Genomic DNA, 15,325 nt, shown 5'->3' with positions numbered 1-15,325 from the left:
CAGAGTGGCGCTGGTCACAGGGGGCGCCGGCGGTATCGGTCTTGCCATTGTGCGCCGTCTTGTTGAAGAAGGCTTCCGGGTGGCGTTCGTGGCCAGACAGGAGGAGCATGTCGCCCGGGCTCTCGATCATCTCGGTTGCGATCAAGCTCGTCTGATGGCCGAAGCAATCGATGTGACCTGTCTGGAGAAGATGACCGCGTTTATCGATCGGCTGCGCCGGCGCTGGGATGATGTGACCGTGCTGGTGAACAATGCCGGCATCTCACCCAAGCGCCGCGACCCGGGGGCGCCATGGATCATGCAGACGTCACCAGAGGAATGGCAGAATGTCCTTGCTGTCAATCTGAACGCACCCTTCGTGCTCACCCGCCTGGTCGCGCCGGCGATGATCCGGAGGCGTGCGGGACGGATCGTCAACATCGGCTCGCTTGCGGGACGCGCCATCCCCCAGATAGCGGGCCCGCATTACGCGGCCTCAAAGGCAGGTCTTGTGGGTCTCACCCGTGCAACAGCCCGTGACCTGGCTCCGTTTGGCATCACCGTCAACTGCATTGCCCCCGGCCGGATCCTGAGCGACATGACGGGGCCAGCCGATAGCGAGGTCAACCGTGCTGCGCTCAGCCGGATCCCGCTTGGGCGCTTTGGAACGGCCGACGAGGTTGCGGGACTCGTCGGCTTTCTCATCAGCTCACCGGCCGCGGCCTTCCTGACCGGGGCAACACTCGATGTCACCGGTGGTGAATTCGCCGCCTGACCCGACGATCACACCGCGGGTTCGACCAATTCGGACCGGTCGAGAGTGCCATCGTAGAGCGACAATGGCGGGTGGGCGTCAGCCGCGCTGATCACGTCGATCAGCCAGGGGCGCTCGGCGGTCAGTGCGGTTCCCAGCGCAGTTGCAAGCTCGCCGGGGGCGGTGACTCGAATGGCGGCACAACCGCAGGCTTGCGCGATCTCGGCATGAGAGACCGGGCTAAAATGGCAAGCGCTGGTGAACCGGCCGAACTTCGCGGTCTCGGCGTCCTTCTGATAGCCAAGAACGCCGTTGTTGAGGACGATGACGACGACGGCGATGCGGCTGCGAACCATGGTTTCGAGTTCGGCCCAGCTATGGGCAAATCCGCCATCACCTACCACCGCTACGACAGGATGTTGAGGGTCGGCAAGCTTGGCGCCGATCGCCAGAGGCAGGCCCCAGCCGAGCCCGGCAAGTCCCCGCGGCGTGATGAAGCGCATTCCGGTGCGCAGGCCTCGCAGCTGGCCGACGATCCACATCGAAGCATAGCTCGCGTCCGCGACGACGGTCGTCTTGGACGTCAGGTGGCTCTGGAGCTCTTTCATGATCCGCTCAGGACGGATGGGCGACAAGTTCGCGTCCCTGACCCGGCCGCGGTCGCTCTCGAACTGCCGCCATGCCGCGGCGATCCGACTCTCGAGCTCACCCCGTTGTCGCTGCCGCATTCGGAGATCGCGGGCCTGGATCGCCGAACACAACAGCTTGAGCGTCGTGGCTGCATCGCCCACCAGACGCAGCGCTTCGTAGTTGCGCCCGATCTCCTGCGGATCGATGTCGATATGGATGACCTTGGCGCTCGGCGGGATCAGTCGCCAGCTGTCGGTGCCGTTCTGATTGGTGCGGGAGCCTACCAGGAGGACCGTGTCGGCCGCGTCGAGCAGCCGGCGCGTATGCCGTCCAAGCGAGCCCGGCCCGTTCAAGGCTCCCAGAACGCCGCACGACAGCGGGTGGTGCTCGTCGACGCTGCCTTTGCCCATGTTGGTCGTGAAGACGGGCAGGTGAGCTGTGTCCTGCAGCTGGGCCAGCGCCTCGGCAGCACCTTTGGACGTGGCGCCGCCACCTGCGATGATGGCAGGTGCACGAGCTGCGGCGATCAGGTCGGCTGCGGCTTCGATGAGCTCTTTCGAAGGACCAGTACGGTCGATCGGCCATTGGCCGTAGCTGGCGCTTCGCTGCAGCCGCGGTGTAGTAGCGCGTTCGCGCAGCAGATCGGCGGGCAGAAGCAGAACTGCCGGGCCGGGACGTCCGCTTCCGGCGGCAACAAAGGCTGCATCGACATAGTCGTCGACGCGATCAGCGGTCAGCATGCGACGGACCGACTTGGCGCACGGCGTGAACAACGCCACGTGGTCGAGATCCTGAAACGCGTTGCGGTCCAGCTGAGGACGTTCGACGTCCTGAACCAGGGCCACCACGGGAATGCTGGCCTTGTAAGCTTCGGCCAGCGGCGGCACCAGGAGGGTTGCAGCAGGGCCGTTCTGCGCAGCGACGACGGCAATCCGGCCGGACATGCGGGCATAGCCATCTGCCATGGCGCCGCCCATATTCTCCTGCCGGTAGGCCACCTGCCTGATGCCAATGGCTTCAGCGGCCAGGATGACGGCCGAAGGAAGGCTCTGGGCAAAGATGATCTCGACGCCGTGTCGCTTGAGAGCCAGCGCGATTCGCTCGGCGACGGTGATGTTCTCGTTCTCGATCTGATTCACGGTTGACCCCACTCGAAGCTCTGCGCCACATCGGACAGAAAATTCTCGAAGACCTGCCCGATCAGGTCGACGTCTCCGTCTTGCATCGGGGTCGAAAGGCACGCGGCGGCGCCGTTGGGCAGAATGATGCCCGCAGTTGCGAAGTAACGCGTCATCTCGGTCATGATGGCGGCTTCGCTCGGCGACCAGAACGCCTCGCGGAAGTCTCGTGGCGGCCGCCGCTTAGGGTGGATTCGAAACAGCGATGCGGCTCCGGTGACGGAGAACGCGATCTGCCATCGTTCGATCGACTGCATCAGACGACTTCGGAGCAGATCGCCGAGTCTCTCCAGACGCGCAAAGGCTGCGTGATCGAGATTCTGCATCGCGATCAGACCGGCCGTCATCGACATTGGATTCGCCGAGAACGTCCCTCCTTGCGGCACGGCTGCCCTGCTCTGGCCGGCGTCGAACATGCTCATGACTGACGCGCGGCCGGCGATCGCACCGATCGGGAGTCCCCCTCCAATGATCTTGCCGAGCGTGTAGAGGTCTGGCTGCAGTCCGTAGCGGGCCGACGCTCCAGCGAAGCCCTGGCGGAAGTTCAGCACCTCATCGCTGATGATGAGGATGTTGTGAGCTCGGGCGGTCGACTGAATGGCCGCGACAAATTCGGCATCCGGAGCAATCAGGCCGGCGCGGCTCGGCATCGGATCGATCACGATGGCCGCCAGGGAATGAGCGTTGCGCTCGATCCGGTCCACCGCGCCCTGGACGTCGTTGAAGCGCAGCGGCACCACCTCATCCAATACCGAGGCCGGCTGGCCCTTGTAGTAGGCAACGGATTGAGGCTCGGCGGGTGTCCCCCAAGTGCTGGGTCCGCTGGACTGGCTCACCTCGACCCAGTCATACGCACCGTGATAGGCACCCTCGATCTTGGCGATGGCCGGCCGTCCGGTCCATGCGCGCGCCGCCTTGATGGCGAACATCACCGCTTCCGTGCCGGTGTTGCAGAACCGGATGCGCTCGATGGCGGGGACCCGCTCGCAGATCAATTCCGCCAGTTCGATCTCTCGTTCGGTTGGATTGGCAAAACACGTTCCGTCGCGCAACTGCCGCTCGAGCGCCGACACGACGGGACCGAACGCGTGACCGTGGATCAGGGTGGTGAAATTGGCATTCAGATCGAGAAATTTCCGCCCATCTGCATCGAAGACGTAGGCGCCTGAACCGTGGCTCACATAGCGCGGCAGCGGATCCCGTTCGATGGTAGCCCGGGTTGTGCCATCGGGAAAAACGCAACTCGCACGCCGAAAGGCCTCTTTGGATCTAGGTCCCACTTGGGCGGGTCCGGTCTGCCTCGCAGAAGCCTGGGGCAGGGCTGATTGGACAGTCATCATGGTTCTCGCTTCGCCTGAAGTGAGCCATGACTAGGCGGATTTGATATTTGATGCAACAAATTTGTTGCGGAAGAACGCTATTCGACCCGCGTGGCGAGCCTTCGGTATCCGTCGCGAATGTCCTTCTCGATCGCCGCCTGAACCCGGGCTGCATCCCGGCTTTCCAGGCCCGCGATGGCCTCCATGTGGTTGCTCACGCCCACTCTGGAGGTCGCGAATTCCGGGTACAGGTCGTTCAGGGAGGGGCCGATACGGACCCACAGCGATTCGATCATGGCGGTCAGCCGCGGCATGTTCGCGGTCTGATAGATCAGAAAATGGAAAGCCTTGTTGGCCTTCAGGGCGGCAGAATAGTTGCCCGCGTCGAGCGCCGAATTGATCTGGGATTGCAGGGTTTTGAGCTTGTCGATGGTCTCCGGCGAGATGTTTGTCGCGGCGATTTTTGCCGCCAATGCCTCCAGCACCAGGCGGATCGCGGTCACCTCATCGAGCGCGGCCTTTGTCAGGGGCGGCACGATGACGGTCTTCGGACCCGCATTGACGAGGGCGCCCTCGCCAATCAGGCGCATGATGGCATCACGCGCAGGCGTGGTGCTGACTTCGAGCGCCTGGGCAACGGCGCGCACAGTCAGTTTTTGTCCAGCCGAGAACTCACCTCGCACGATCGCCTCCTTGAGAGAGGCGTAGGCGAGTTCGCCGAGGCTGGTCTGGCGGTCGATCGGCACGAGAGGCATCTCGGCGGCCGATTTCAGGATGGGGTCGGTCAGGTCTGAGAACATGGCTGCACTCTGAGTGCAGCGGGGCCGGATTTCAAGCAGCGGCGGGGCATTTGGTGCATCATTCCCCGTATTTGAGTTCTGATGATGCCCCCGATCGGCCCTCAAGAAGCTACAGTCCATCGCGCAACGGGCCCTTGACATAACAAATTTGTTGTCTGATACATCAAAATGAGGGTGGTGGTATTATGAACAGTGAATTGAGGGGCGGGTTTCGCGTCGGTGTCGACATCGGCGGGACCTTCACCGACGTTAGCATCGTCGATGGTGTCGGTCATGTGCATGCAACCAAGTCGCCAAGCATGCCGGCCGATCCAGCCAAAGGTGTGGTTGCGGCGCTCGAGCGTGCGGCCTTGGAGCTCGGCCTGACGCTTCCGCTGTTGTTGTCACGGACCGACCTGTTCGTTCATGGCTCGACCATCGCGACCAATACCTTGCTCGAGAGGACGGGCGCGGTCGTGGGTCTGCTCGGTACCGAGGGATTTCGCGATACCATCGAGATCAGGAGAGGCTGGCGAGACAATCCCTGGGACCATCGGGCTCCGTGGCCAGATCCCATCGTGCCGCGCCACCGGCGATTGTCGGTGGTCGAGCGGATCGACGCGGAGGGCAATGCGGTCATCCCGCTGGATCCGGCGTCCGTTCGCCGCGCGCTTGACCGGATGCTCTCGTTCGGCGTCGAGTCTGTCGCCATCTGCCTTCTTCACAGCTACCGCAATTCCGACCATGAGCAGCGCTGTCGTGACATCATTGCCGCGCATGCCCCGGAGCTTTGGGTGACCTTGTCCAGCGAGCTCGCTCCGGTCGTCGGTGAGTACGAGCGGGCATCGACGTCGGTGATCAATGCCTATGTGGCGCCGCGCGTTGTCCCCTATCTCAACGGCCTCGAACGAGAGCTCCGGGCGATGGGCCTGCGCGCGCTACTGGTCGTTCAAAGCAATGGCGGCGTCGTCTCGGTGGCTCAGATCGCCAGGCATCCGGTTTCCATGCTGCTATCCGGCCCCGCGGCAGCCGCCGGTGCCCTCACCCATTTTCAGACAGAAGCTGGTACCGACCACCTGATCTCGCTCGAGGTCGGGGGGACGAGCTGCGACGTGATGATGGTCAATGCAGGCGAGATCGGGATGACCGATCTCCTCGACATCGAACGTTTGCGCGTTGCGGTGCCATCGGTCGAAATCACGACCGTGAGTGCCGGCGGCGGTTCGATCGCCAGCGTTGACGAAGGAGGGCTGCTCTGCGTCGGCCCTCGCGGGGCGGGATCCAATCCGGGGCCGGCCTGCTATGAGCGCGGCGGCATGCAGCCGACCGTGACCGATGCGCAGCTGCTGCTCGGCAGGCTGCGACCTGGAGCACAAGGCGGCGGCGCGATCATTCTGAATCGCTGGCTCGCGGAGGAGGCGATCCGGACGCAGATCGCCGAGCCGCTCGGTCTTCAGCCGTTTGAAGCGGCCGTCGGCATCATTCGGCTGGCCGAGCAGACGATGCTGCATGCGGTCGAGAACGTCAGCATCGAGAAGGGGCTCGATCCGCACCGCTTTACACTGGTTGCTGGTGGCGGGGCAGGCGCGCTGCATGCGAGCAGCATTGCGCGGCTGGCACGCTGCCAGAACGTGTTCGTACCGCGTCTGGCGGGGGTCTTGTGCGCGTTCGGAATGTGCAACACCGACCTGCGCTGCGATCTGCAGCGGAGCATTCCAATCGCGCTGGAGCAGCAACATCGTGGCATTCTCGACGGGCTGACGGCCAGTCTGGTCGGGCAGGCAACAGCTCTTCTGGAGACGGAAGGCTTTCCCCCCGAGCGCAGGCGCTTCCTGACGCAGTGGCATCTGCGCTATTTCGGTCAGCAGTCATCGATCCCGATCACCGTGCGGGACGACGAGCCGATTGCCGCGATCATCGAGCGCTTTGAAGCCGAGCACCGGCGCATGTTCGGTCATACGCAGCCGGATGGTCGCCACCAGGTCGTTTCCGTCAAGGTCAGCGGCTTCGGGCTTCTGTCCCGGTTGCATGCTCAAGCGTCGAACTACACCAGCAGCCGTGGAATTGATCCTTGCGAGCGGCGCGAAATCTGGGTCGATGCCGAACATGATTGGAAAGAGGTCCCGGTGTTCAAAGGGAGTGCGCTTGCGCCCCACCGGCTGGTCGACGGCCCGGCCATCGTCGAGGAAAGCACCACCACGATCCTCGTCGGCGCGGGTGATCGGCTCCGGGTGACCTCCGGCGGCAACTACATCATCGAGCTCCAATAGGGGAACACCATGGATCCCGTCTTGCTCGCCCTGACCCAGAAGCAGCTCGATCATATCACCCGGCAGATGGGATGGGTGATGATGAAGACCGCGCGCAGTCCCATCTTCTCGCAGTCTCACGACTTTTCCTGCTTCATAGGGGACGCGGATGGGGCCGTGGTGGCGCAGGCCGACGGCATCCCCATTCACACCGGGAGCGGCGGCTTTGCGTTGCGCGCTCTGAAGCACGCCTTTGGCGGAGATATCGCCGAGGGCGATGTCTTCCTGTCCAATGATCCTTATCTGGCGGGCAACAATCATCTGGCGGACTGGACGGTGATGCGGCCGGTCTTCGTCGAAGGTGTGTTGTTCGGCTTTTCATGCAATCGCGCCCATCAGTCCGACGTCGGGGGAGGTGTCGCGGGCACCTATAATGCGGCCGCGCGGGAGATCTTCCATGAAGGCGTTCGCATCCCACCATTGCGGATCGCCCAAAGGGATGTCGTTCGCGAGGATATCCTTCAGTTGCTGCTCGCCAATACGCGCTGCCCCGACCTGCTCGTCGGCGACCTCCACGCCATGCTCGGATCGACGCGGATCGGCGCCGAAAGACTCGCATCGCTGGCCCGCGATCTCGGCAGCAAACAAGCGCAAAGGCTGTTTCCAAACCTGCTCGACTACGCAGAGCGCCGGATGCAGGCCGAAATCGAGCAGTTGCGGCCTGGCCGATACAGCGGCGTCGACGTCAGCGACCACGACTGCTTTGCCGAGGCCAACATTCGGATCGAGGTGTCGCTGACGGTCGAGCGCGAACGGCTGGTGTTCGACTTTTCCGGTTGTTCGCCGCAGATCGCAGGCTTCAAGAACAGTCCCTTGGCCAACACCTCATCGGCTGTCTATCTCGCGGTCGCGACCTTCCTCGACCAGTCTCTGCCCCGGAACGAGGGCGCCTACCGGGCGATCCAGATCATCGCTCCTGAAGGCACCATCGTGAACGCGAGATCGCCGGCCCCCGTCGGCTTCACGACAACGCATCCGGCGCACGAGATCATTACCGCCTGCTGGCAGGCCTTGTCGGGCGCCGCGCCCGATCGCAGCTGCGCAGGGTGGGGCAAGTCGCTGCACCCCGTATCGGCCGGTTCGACGCGCCAGGGCAACATCTTTGTGCTCTATCATTGGCTGGGCTATCCCGCCGCCGGTGCGGTCGCAGAGCGCGATGGCTTCAACGTGCTCGGCACCGTCAACACCCTCGGTGGGCTCGTGCTGCCGAATGTCGAGGACCTCGAGCTCGCCTACCCAGTCGAGATCCGTCGCCAGGAGTTCCGAACGGATGGAGGAGGTCCTGGCCGGATGCGTGGCGGGACCGGAATTCACTACGAGGCCCGGCAGCTGGTGCCCACCGAGACGACGTTTCGTGACGAGGCGAGCAGGCGGCCCTCCGGGTCCGGGGTGATGGGCGGACAGGCCGGGGCCATAGCTTCGATCCGCTGCCGCGCCGCAGACGGCACCCTCGTTCAAACACCGGCCTACGGCACATTGCGTTGTGGCCCCATGGACATTTCCATCGAGTCGGCCGGCGGCGGCGGATGGGGCGATCCGGGCGAGCGGAATCCGGAAGCGGTGCGCCGCGATGTCGTCGACGAGCTCGTCAGCCTGGATGCGGCCCGGACCATCTACCAGGTCGTGCTGTCGTCCGACCTGTCGAATGTCGACTACGAGGCGACGCATCGCGAGCGGAGCAAGAGACGTTTCACCACGACCACCCTTGAGGAGATCGCCCAATGGGAGCTTTCACGGCAAGAGCCTACGCCTGCAAACGACGAGCGATCTTCGCGGCGGCCGTCGCCGTTCAGGTCGCATTAGGTTTTTCACCGGTCTGGGGCCAGAGCCGCAGCGAAACCGCGCGAGTGGTCTGGCCGTTCGAGACCAGCTCGCTGGATGCTGCGGGCGCCGGCGTGCAGCGATCGACCTGGGGCGTGTCCTGGCACGTCTACGATCGGCTGGTCACGTTCGCGCTGGATCAACCGCGTGACAATGTCCAGCAATACAGGCTGGATGAGCCGCGCGGCGACATCGCTGAACGTTGGGACATCTCCGAGGATGGCAAGGTCTACAGATTTCATCTTCGCAGCTCCGCAGCCTTCCATGACGGATCGCAAGTGACCGCCGAGGACGTCAAATGGTCGCTGCAACGTGCGATCAGCCTGCCGACCACGCGCTTCGTGCTCAATCTGGGAGGTCTTGCCAGCGAAGACCAGATCAAGGCCATCGACGCCAAGACCGTGGAGATAGCGCTCACCAAGCCAAATCGCTATCTGCTGCTGTCGCTCAGCACCCCGTTCGCACCCATCATCAATGCGAACCAGGTCAAGTCTCATCTCACCCCGAACGATCCCTGGGGCACCGAGTGGCTGAAGTCCAACGAGGCGGGTAGCGGCGCCTATCAGGTCATGACGTTCCGTCCTGATCAGGTTGTCCTGCAGCGTAACGACAAATGGCATGGCGCGCCGCAACCGGCGATGCGGTGGGCTGTGTTCCAGACCGTGCCTGAAGATACGACCCGCGTGGCGCTGGTCGAGCGGCGTGCGGCCGATGTTGCCGTCGGGCTGACGCCGAATGCCATCGAAGGCGTCGAACGGCGCGCACAGGCCAGGCTGTTGCTGATTCCGATGCCGAACCAGTTCGAGTTTCTGGTCATGAACACGCAGGCCAAGCCGTTCGACGACCTGCGAGTGCGTCAGGCGATCGCCCACGCCATCCCGCAAGAGGATATCTTCCGGAGTGTGTTCCTCAATCGAGGCAAACGACTGTTCGGCCCGCCTGAGCAGGTGCAGGGCGCCAGCTTTCCGCAGCCGCAGTCGTTCGCCTATGATCCGGAATTGGCGCGCAAGCTATTGGCGGAGGCGGGATATCCGAACGGGTTCGACACCACTCTGTCGCTATGCACCTGCAAGGCGGAATACTTCGAAAATCTCGCGGTGGCGCTCAAGGATCATCTCGCCCGGGCAGGCATCCGCGTGACGATCGAGAAGCTGCCGGGGGCGCGCTTCGGCGAGCTACAGACAGCAAAGCAAATGCCGGCCTATCTCGAAAATCAGGTCGCCTGGCTCAATCTTCCCGACTACTGGATCCGGATCTTCTACCGCGGAAATACACGCTCGAATTTCTCAGGCTACAACAATCCCGCGCTTGATCCGCTGCTGGCAAAGGCTGACGACGCCGGCAGCGATGCCGACTATGATGCGGCGATGCGTGAGATGATCGCGATCGTAAATCGCGATGTTCCGCTCCTGATGTTTCGGCAGGCGGCCTTGGAGGTCGTCATAGGCAAGGACATCGGTAATTACGCGTACTGGTTTCATACGCTGCCGGATGTGCGGTCGATGACCAGGAACTGACGCATGCCAAGCGGCTCCTCGCCACCCCCGGGCGAGGAACCGGTGCTTCGCCATCCTACGCCGTCTGCGGGAGCCGCGGCCGCTTTCGTTTTGTTCATGCTGAAGAGCCTGGTTAAAGAGCTTGGAGCCCCGCGATGTTGACCTTCTTCGTGCGCCGCCTGCTCGCGGCGGTGCCCGCGATCTGCACCCTGGTCGTGGCGACGTTCCTGATCATGCGCGTTCTGCCCGGCGATCCAGCGGCCTTCTTCGCCTCGGGACCCGTGCCGACCGCCGAAGAGACGGCCTATGTCCGACAGAAGCTCGGCCTCGATCGGACGGTTCCCGAGCAACTCCTGATCTATGTGAAGGATATCGCACGGGCTGATCTTGGCATGTCGTTCACGACCGGACGTCCGGTTCTGACGGAGTTGCGCGAGCGGCTGCCGGCCTCGCTCGAGCTGGCGGTCACGGCGCTGCTGCTGGCGCTGGCGATATCGATCCCCCTCGGGGTCATGGCAGCGATATGGCGCGGCTCGCCAGTGGATCATCTTGCGCGCGTCATCAGCAGCATCGGCGTCTCGATGCCGACCTTCGTCACTGGCCTGCTCCTCACCTATGTGTTCTTTCTCTGGCTCGGTCTTGCGCCAGAACCGGTCGATCGCATCGACATGTTCATCGCCGCCCCGCCGCGTCTGACAGGCTTTCTCCTGATCGACAGCAGTCTGAGCGGGCGTTGGGATGCACTGCAATCGGCTGCTGGGAGGCTCGTGCTGCCGAGCATCACGATGGCGATCTTCGTGCTGTCGCCGCTGACGCGCATGACGCGATCCTCCATGCTGGGGGTGCTGAGTTCGGATTTCGTGCGTACGGCGCGCGCGATGGGACTCAGCGACGTCACGGTCTACATTCGCTACGCGCTGCGTAACGCGCTGCTGCCGGTCTTGACGACGATGGGGATCGTGTTCTCGACGATGCTTGGTTCGAATGTTCTGGTCGAACGGGTGTTTGGTTGGCCCGGAATCGGCAGCTTCGCGCTCAATGCGCTGCTCGCATCCGACTATGCGCCCGTGCAAGGCTTCGTTCTGTTGATGGGACTGCTTCTCGTCACCGTCAATCTGGCGATTGATGTCGCCTACGGCCTTGCCGATCCACGCGCACGCAGGGGGGTATGATGCAGTCTTCATCTTCGATCGTCGCACATGCGGCACGGATCGTCACGCTGAACTGGCTGTCGGTTGCAGCCGTCGCGACCGTCACGATCATGCTGCTGTTGGCTGTGTTCGGACCAATGCTGGCGCCGTTCGATCCCTATGCGACCGATCTTGGCCACGTGCTTCTGCCGCCGGGCCGGGCGCATTGGTTCGGCACCGACCAGCTGGGACGGGACGTTCTGAGCAGAGTGATCGTGTCGGCGCGTCTCGATCTCTTCATCGCGGTCTGCGCGGTGACCGCGTCCTTCACCATAGGCGTCAGCATCGGCGGACTAGCTGGCTATCTGGGCGGTGCCTTCGATCTCTGGACCAGCCGCATCGCCGAGATGCTCCAGGTGTTTCCGCTGTTCGTTCTGGCCATGGCCCTGGTTGCCGCTCTCGGAAACGATCTGCGCAATGTAATCCTCGCCACCGCGATCGTGAATCTCCCGTTCTATGTGCGGCTGGCGCGCGTGGAGGTTGGCGTGTTGAGCAGCCAGCTGTTTGTTGAAGCCGCGCGCGTCGCCGGAAACGGCGACGGGCGGATCATCGCACGGGTTCTACTCCCGAACGTGATGCCCAACCTCATGATTCAGCTGTCCGTCAATCTCGGCTGGGCGATCCTCAATGCCGCAAGCCTGTCCTTCATCGGCCTCGGCATTCGGCCGCCGACCGCGGAATGGGGGATCATGGTCGCTGATGGCGCCGCTCAGGCTATGGCCGGCAATTGGTGGCTCGTCGTCTTTCCAGGCGTAGCGCTCGCCTTGGCAGTGTTTGCGTTCAATCTGCTGGGTGATGCCTTGAGGGACATCCTCGACGTTCGTAGCCGATAGAAGTCCGAGTGAGCAGGTCATGTTGAAAAGATCCGATCCCCCGCTGCTGAGCATTGATGGTCTGGCTGTCGAGTTTGATACCCCGCATGGACGCGTGCGGGCGCTCGATCACGTGTCGTTCGACATCGGACCGGCCGAGATCGTTGGCATCGTCGGCGAAAGTGGATCCGGCAAATCTGTCACGGCCTACTCGATCCTGGGCCTGCTTCCCCGTCAGGCTCGGGTTCAATCTGGTTCTGTCACCTATCTCGGCCGACCATTGCTCGGCCTGCGAGAGTCGGAGCTGAAAGCCATTCGTGGAAGTGAGATATCGATGGTGTTTCAGAGCCCGCAAACGGCTCTCAATCCGATCAGGCCGGTCGGAGCCCAGATCAGCGACGTCCTGAGGGCGCATAGCCCGCTGCGGGGCAGGGACGCCGACAGCAGGGCTATCGAAGCCCTGCATGCGGTTCACATTCAAGACCCTGAGCGTCGTGTCCACGCCTATCCGTTCGAGATGTCCGGGGGAATGTGTCAGCGCAGCGTGATTGCCATGGCGCTTGCTTGTACGCCACGGCTGCTGCTGGCTGATGAGCCGACCACCGGCCTGGACGTCACCACTCAGAAGGCGATCATGGATCTGCTGGTCGAGTTGAATCGCTCGCGCGGCATGTCGACCATGTTCATCACCCACGATCTTGGTCTGGCGGCGCAATATTGTGACCGCGTCGTCATCATGGAACGGGGACGTGTCGTCGAGAACGGTCCGACAGCGCAGATCTTCAGCCGACCGCAACATGTCTACACGCGGAAGCTGCTGAGTGCGACCCCGCAGGGGCACGACAAACTGACAGACTTGATACCTGCCTCTGAGCGGCAGGTCTTCGGTCCGATCCAGCAGCTCTCGGAGGCGGCTCATACCCCACATCTTGTGAAGGAGCCCATTCTCAGCGTTCAAGGGCTGACTCATGATTATGTGCTGCAAAAGGCGCCACGCATCTTGTCGAAATTCGTGCCGCCTTGGCGCAGCCGCGCCGAGGCCACGACACCGGCAGCGTTTCGGGCGGTCGATGATCTCAGCTTTGAGGTGCACCAGGGCGAATGTCTCGGACTTGTCGGAGAGTCCGGGTCGGGCAAGACCACCACGTCTCGGCTGATTGCCAAACTGGTCAAGCCCTCAGCGGGATCGATCAGGCTACATGGTGAGGAGATCGCCGATACGGACCCGCGGTCCTTCGCACGGTCGGCCAAGCGACGTCTGATTCAGATCGTGTTTCAGGATCCTGCTTCCAGTCTGGATCCGCGGCGGACCGCATTCGAAGCGATTGCCGATCCGCTGCTTCGTCTTGAACGGCTGAAGAGATCAGAGGAGCTCGAACGTCGCATCCACGGTATCTGCGACCTTGTCGAGTTTCCGAAGGCGCTGCTCGGCAGGTACCCCCATCAACTCTCCGGCGGTCAGAAGGCCCGGGTTGGCATTGGCCGGGCGATTTCGGTCAATCCGGCGCTGGTCGTGCTCGACGAGCCTACCTCGGCCTTGGACGTCTCCGTGCAGGCCGTTGTGCTTAACCAGCTGGACAAGCTGAAGCGGGCGCTCGGCCTGTCCTATCTGTTCGTCAGTCACGATCTCAATATCGTCAGGTTGATGTGCGATCGCGTCATGGTCATGAAGGGGGGGCGCATCGTCGAGCAGGCTACGGTTGCGGACCTGTTCAGCAGACCGCAACACGCCTATACCAAGGCGCTGCTCGACGCGATTCCGCGGATCGAATTCGGCGGCGAGCCGGCGCCGATCTCCGGGTTTGAGAGAAGCCGCCTGAGTGCGGGCGCGGTCCCCCGGAGCTGAAGTGATGGCCCCCATGCGTCACGCCTGGCTCTCGGCAAACGGTTCGGCCCGGTAGACGAAGTAGATTCCGGCGACGATGAGACCGGTTCCAGCGGCGAGTTCAGGTGATACAACCTCGGACAACAGGATCACGCCAACGGCTGCCGCCGAAATCGGCGCTGCCGTGACGAAGATCGCGATCCTGGCCGCCGAAGCCTGTTCGATGGCCCAGGACCAGAGCAGCAGTACGCCGGCTCCACCAATCGTCCCGCAGAACAGCAACGCGAGCCAGTCTTTGGCCGCAAGCAGTGGTATCCCGCCAAGGGCGCCACCGGCGAGCGTGAAGGCGAACAGGATCGCAGCGCCGCCGAGACAGGCGATCGGAGCGATCGTATGGGCGGGATAGCGCGTCAGCATGCGAGCGGCGCACACGTTGAACAGCGCCAATAACACGGTGGTCAGGAGAACGAGCGCATCGCCCCGATTGATGGCCGATGGCGTGCCCGCAGCGAGCTGTCCGGAAAGTCCGACGGCAACTCCGATAAACGCGCAGCAACAGCCGGCGACCCGGCGGAGGGTGCATTTTTCCTGCCCGAGCAAGGCGGCGAATGTCAGGGTCAGCAGAGGACTGGTGCAGATCAGAAGCGCTCCGCGCGAAGCCGTGGTGTATTGCATGGCAATTGTCAGAAGCCATGGGCAGAGCCCCGCGACGACGCCACCAAGAGCGAGGATGGTCGCACAATCACGGACTGCGGGACATTGCGATCGCCTGAGAAGCGGCGCAAGGCACGCAGCCGCAATCGCACAGCGAATGAGGGCGATAGCCAGCGGCTCATGCTGCTGGACGATCAGGCGCGTCACGGCGAGTTGAGCACCGTTGGCGCAGCTCGCGACCGTAGCTGCCATTGCTGCCGTAGATGTGGCACGAAGACCCAGAAAGATGTCCGTCCGTCCAGGATGACCCTGCATACGTAATCTCCTGGTCCGTCTTCGCACTTCCAGCCGACCGAAAATACGTAGTGTGCAGGCTGTGACGAGTCTGGGTGACTGCTAGGTAGAACCTTGCGCCTGACGAGAGTAGACGGTCGTGCCTGCGCCAAACGACGTCTGTTCAGCCCAGCGTCATCTCTCTCCCACGCGGGAATCGATCAAATCTCCAGCCTTCGCTTCCAGCCATGCCGATCCAACGTCATGGTAATATGAAGATTACGATGGGCACAGCTACCCGGAAAG

Annotated in this window: 11 protein-coding genes; 7 read left to right on the top strand and 4 right to left on the bottom strand. The window is 63.0% G+C overall.

Annotated elements, in window-relative coordinates; translation table 11 throughout:
• The first annotated feature begins 4 nt into the window (after positions 1-4).
• Complete coding sequence (locus tag QXZ94_RS22950; protein WP_315722324.1) at positions 5-754, top strand: 3-oxoacyl-ACP reductase FabG; 750 nt, start codon at positions 5-7, stop codon at positions 752-754.
• A gap of 8 nt (positions 755-762) precedes the next feature.
• On the opposite strand, the gene QXZ94_RS22945 is transcribed toward QXZ94_RS22950, so the two are convergent.
• The 3 genes from QXZ94_RS22945 to QXZ94_RS22935 all read right to left on the bottom strand — a co-directional run bounded on the left by QXZ94_RS22945 (position 763) and on the right by QXZ94_RS22935 (position 4,660).
• A complete protein-coding gene (locus QXZ94_RS22945; protein WP_409998805.1) occupies positions 763-2,493 on the bottom strand; it encodes an acetolactate synthase catalytic subunit in 1,731 nt (576 codons plus the stop codon).
• Between the two features lie 5 nt (positions 2,494-2,498).
• Entirely contained in the window at positions 2,499-3,878 is a 1,380-nt protein-coding gene (locus QXZ94_RS22940) for an aspartate aminotransferase family protein (protein ID WP_172111744.1), read from the bottom strand.
• 80 nt (positions 3,879-3,958) lie between these two features.
• Complete coding sequence (locus tag QXZ94_RS22935) at positions 3,959-4,660, bottom strand: GntR family transcriptional regulator (protein ID WP_315722322.1); 702 nt, start codon at positions 4,658-4,660, stop codon at positions 3,959-3,961.
• 185 nt (positions 4,661-4,845) lie between these two features.
• Here QXZ94_RS22935 and QXZ94_RS22930 point away from each other — a divergent pair, with 185 nt between their 5' ends.
• From QXZ94_RS22930 to QXZ94_RS22905, 6 genes are all read left to right on the top strand, one after another.
• Positions 4,846-6,909, top strand: coding sequence for a hydantoinase/oxoprolinase family protein (locus QXZ94_RS22930; RefSeq protein ID WP_172131203.1), 2,064 nt, complete (start codon positions 4,846-4,848; stop codon positions 6,907-6,909).
• A gap of 9 nt (positions 6,910-6,918) precedes the next feature.
• Positions 6,919-8,751: a hydantoinase B/oxoprolinase family protein gene (locus tag QXZ94_RS22925; protein WP_315722321.1), complete on the top strand. Its 1,833-nt coding sequence runs from the start codon at positions 6,919-6,921 to the stop codon at positions 8,749-8,751.
• Positions 8,670-10,286: an ABC transporter substrate-binding protein gene (locus QXZ94_RS22920; protein ID WP_315722320.1), complete on the top strand. Its 1,617-nt coding sequence runs from the start codon at positions 8,670-8,672 to the stop codon at positions 10,284-10,286. Before QXZ94_RS22925 ends, QXZ94_RS22920 begins: the two co-directional genes overlap by 82 nt.
• A 134-nt stretch (positions 10,287-10,420) precedes the next feature.
• Positions 10,421-11,437 (top strand): ABC transporter permease, encoded by a 1,017-nt coding sequence (locus tag QXZ94_RS22915; RefSeq protein WP_172111425.1) that lies wholly within the window; start codon positions 10,421-10,423, stop codon positions 11,435-11,437.
• Positions 11,437-12,288 carry an ABC transporter permease gene (locus QXZ94_RS22910; protein WP_172111424.1) on the top strand — a complete coding sequence of 284 codons (852 nt, stop codon included), beginning with the start codon at positions 11,437-11,439 and terminating at the stop codon, positions 12,286-12,288. Before QXZ94_RS22915 ends, QXZ94_RS22910 begins: the two co-directional genes overlap by 1 nt.
• Positions 12,289-12,307: 19 nt before the next feature.
• Positions 12,308-14,113, top strand: coding sequence for an ABC transporter ATP-binding protein (locus QXZ94_RS22905; protein ID WP_315722319.1), 1,806 nt, complete (start codon positions 12,308-12,310; stop codon positions 14,111-14,113).
• An 18-nt stretch (positions 14,114-14,131) separates the two neighbouring features.
• Here QXZ94_RS22905 and QXZ94_RS22900 read toward each other — a convergent pair whose 3' ends face one another.
• Entirely contained in the window at positions 14,132-14,998 is an 867-nt protein-coding gene (locus tag QXZ94_RS22900) for a DMT family transporter (protein ID WP_246739822.1), read from the bottom strand.
• Positions 14,999-15,325 lie beyond the last annotated feature (327 nt).

The organism is Bradyrhizobium sp. SZCCHNS2022 (assembly GCF_032377575.1).
Classification (GTDB): Bacteria; Pseudomonadota; Alphaproteobacteria; order Rhizobiales; family Xanthobacteraceae; genus Bradyrhizobium; species Bradyrhizobium aeschynomenes.
Note: the sequence above shows the minus strand (reverse complement) of the source record. Positions and strands in the feature narration are given on the sequence as shown.

What these genes read in the sequence shown, in the direction of transcription:
- QXZ94_RS22940 (WP_172111744.1), bottom strand. Translation starts at nt 3,878, where the DNA reads ATGACTGTCCAATCAGCCCTGCCCCAGGCTTCTGCGAGGCAGACCGGA.
- QXZ94_RS22935 (WP_315722322.1), bottom strand. Translation starts at nt 4,660, where the DNA reads ATGTTCTCAGACCTGACCGACCCCATCCTGAAATCGGCCGCCGAGATG.
- QXZ94_RS22930 (WP_172131203.1), top strand. Translation starts at nt 4,846, where the DNA reads ATGAACAGTGAATTGAGGGGCGGGTTTCGCGTCGGTGTCGACATCGGC.
- QXZ94_RS22925 (WP_315722321.1), top strand. Translation starts at nt 6,919, where the DNA reads ATGGATCCCGTCTTGCTCGCCCTGACCCAGAAGCAGCTCGATCATATC.
- QXZ94_RS22920 (WP_315722320.1), top strand. Translation starts at nt 8,670, where the DNA reads ATGGGAGCTTTCACGGCAAGAGCCTACGCCTGCAAACGACGAGCGATC.
- QXZ94_RS22915 (WP_172111425.1), top strand. Translation starts at nt 10,421, where the DNA reads ATGTTGACCTTCTTCGTGCGCCGCCTGCTCGCGGCGGTGCCCGCGATC.
- QXZ94_RS22910 (WP_172111424.1), top strand. Translation starts at nt 11,437, where the DNA reads ATGCAGTCTTCATCTTCGATCGTCGCACATGCGGCACGGATCGTCACG.
- QXZ94_RS22905 (WP_315722319.1), top strand. Translation starts at nt 12,308, where the DNA reads ATGTTGAAAAGATCCGATCCCCCGCTGCTGAGCATTGATGGTCTGGCT.
- QXZ94_RS22900 (WP_246739822.1), bottom strand. Translation starts at nt 14,998, where the DNA reads ATGGCAGCTACGGTCGCGAGCTGCGCCAACGGTGCTCAACTCGCCGTG.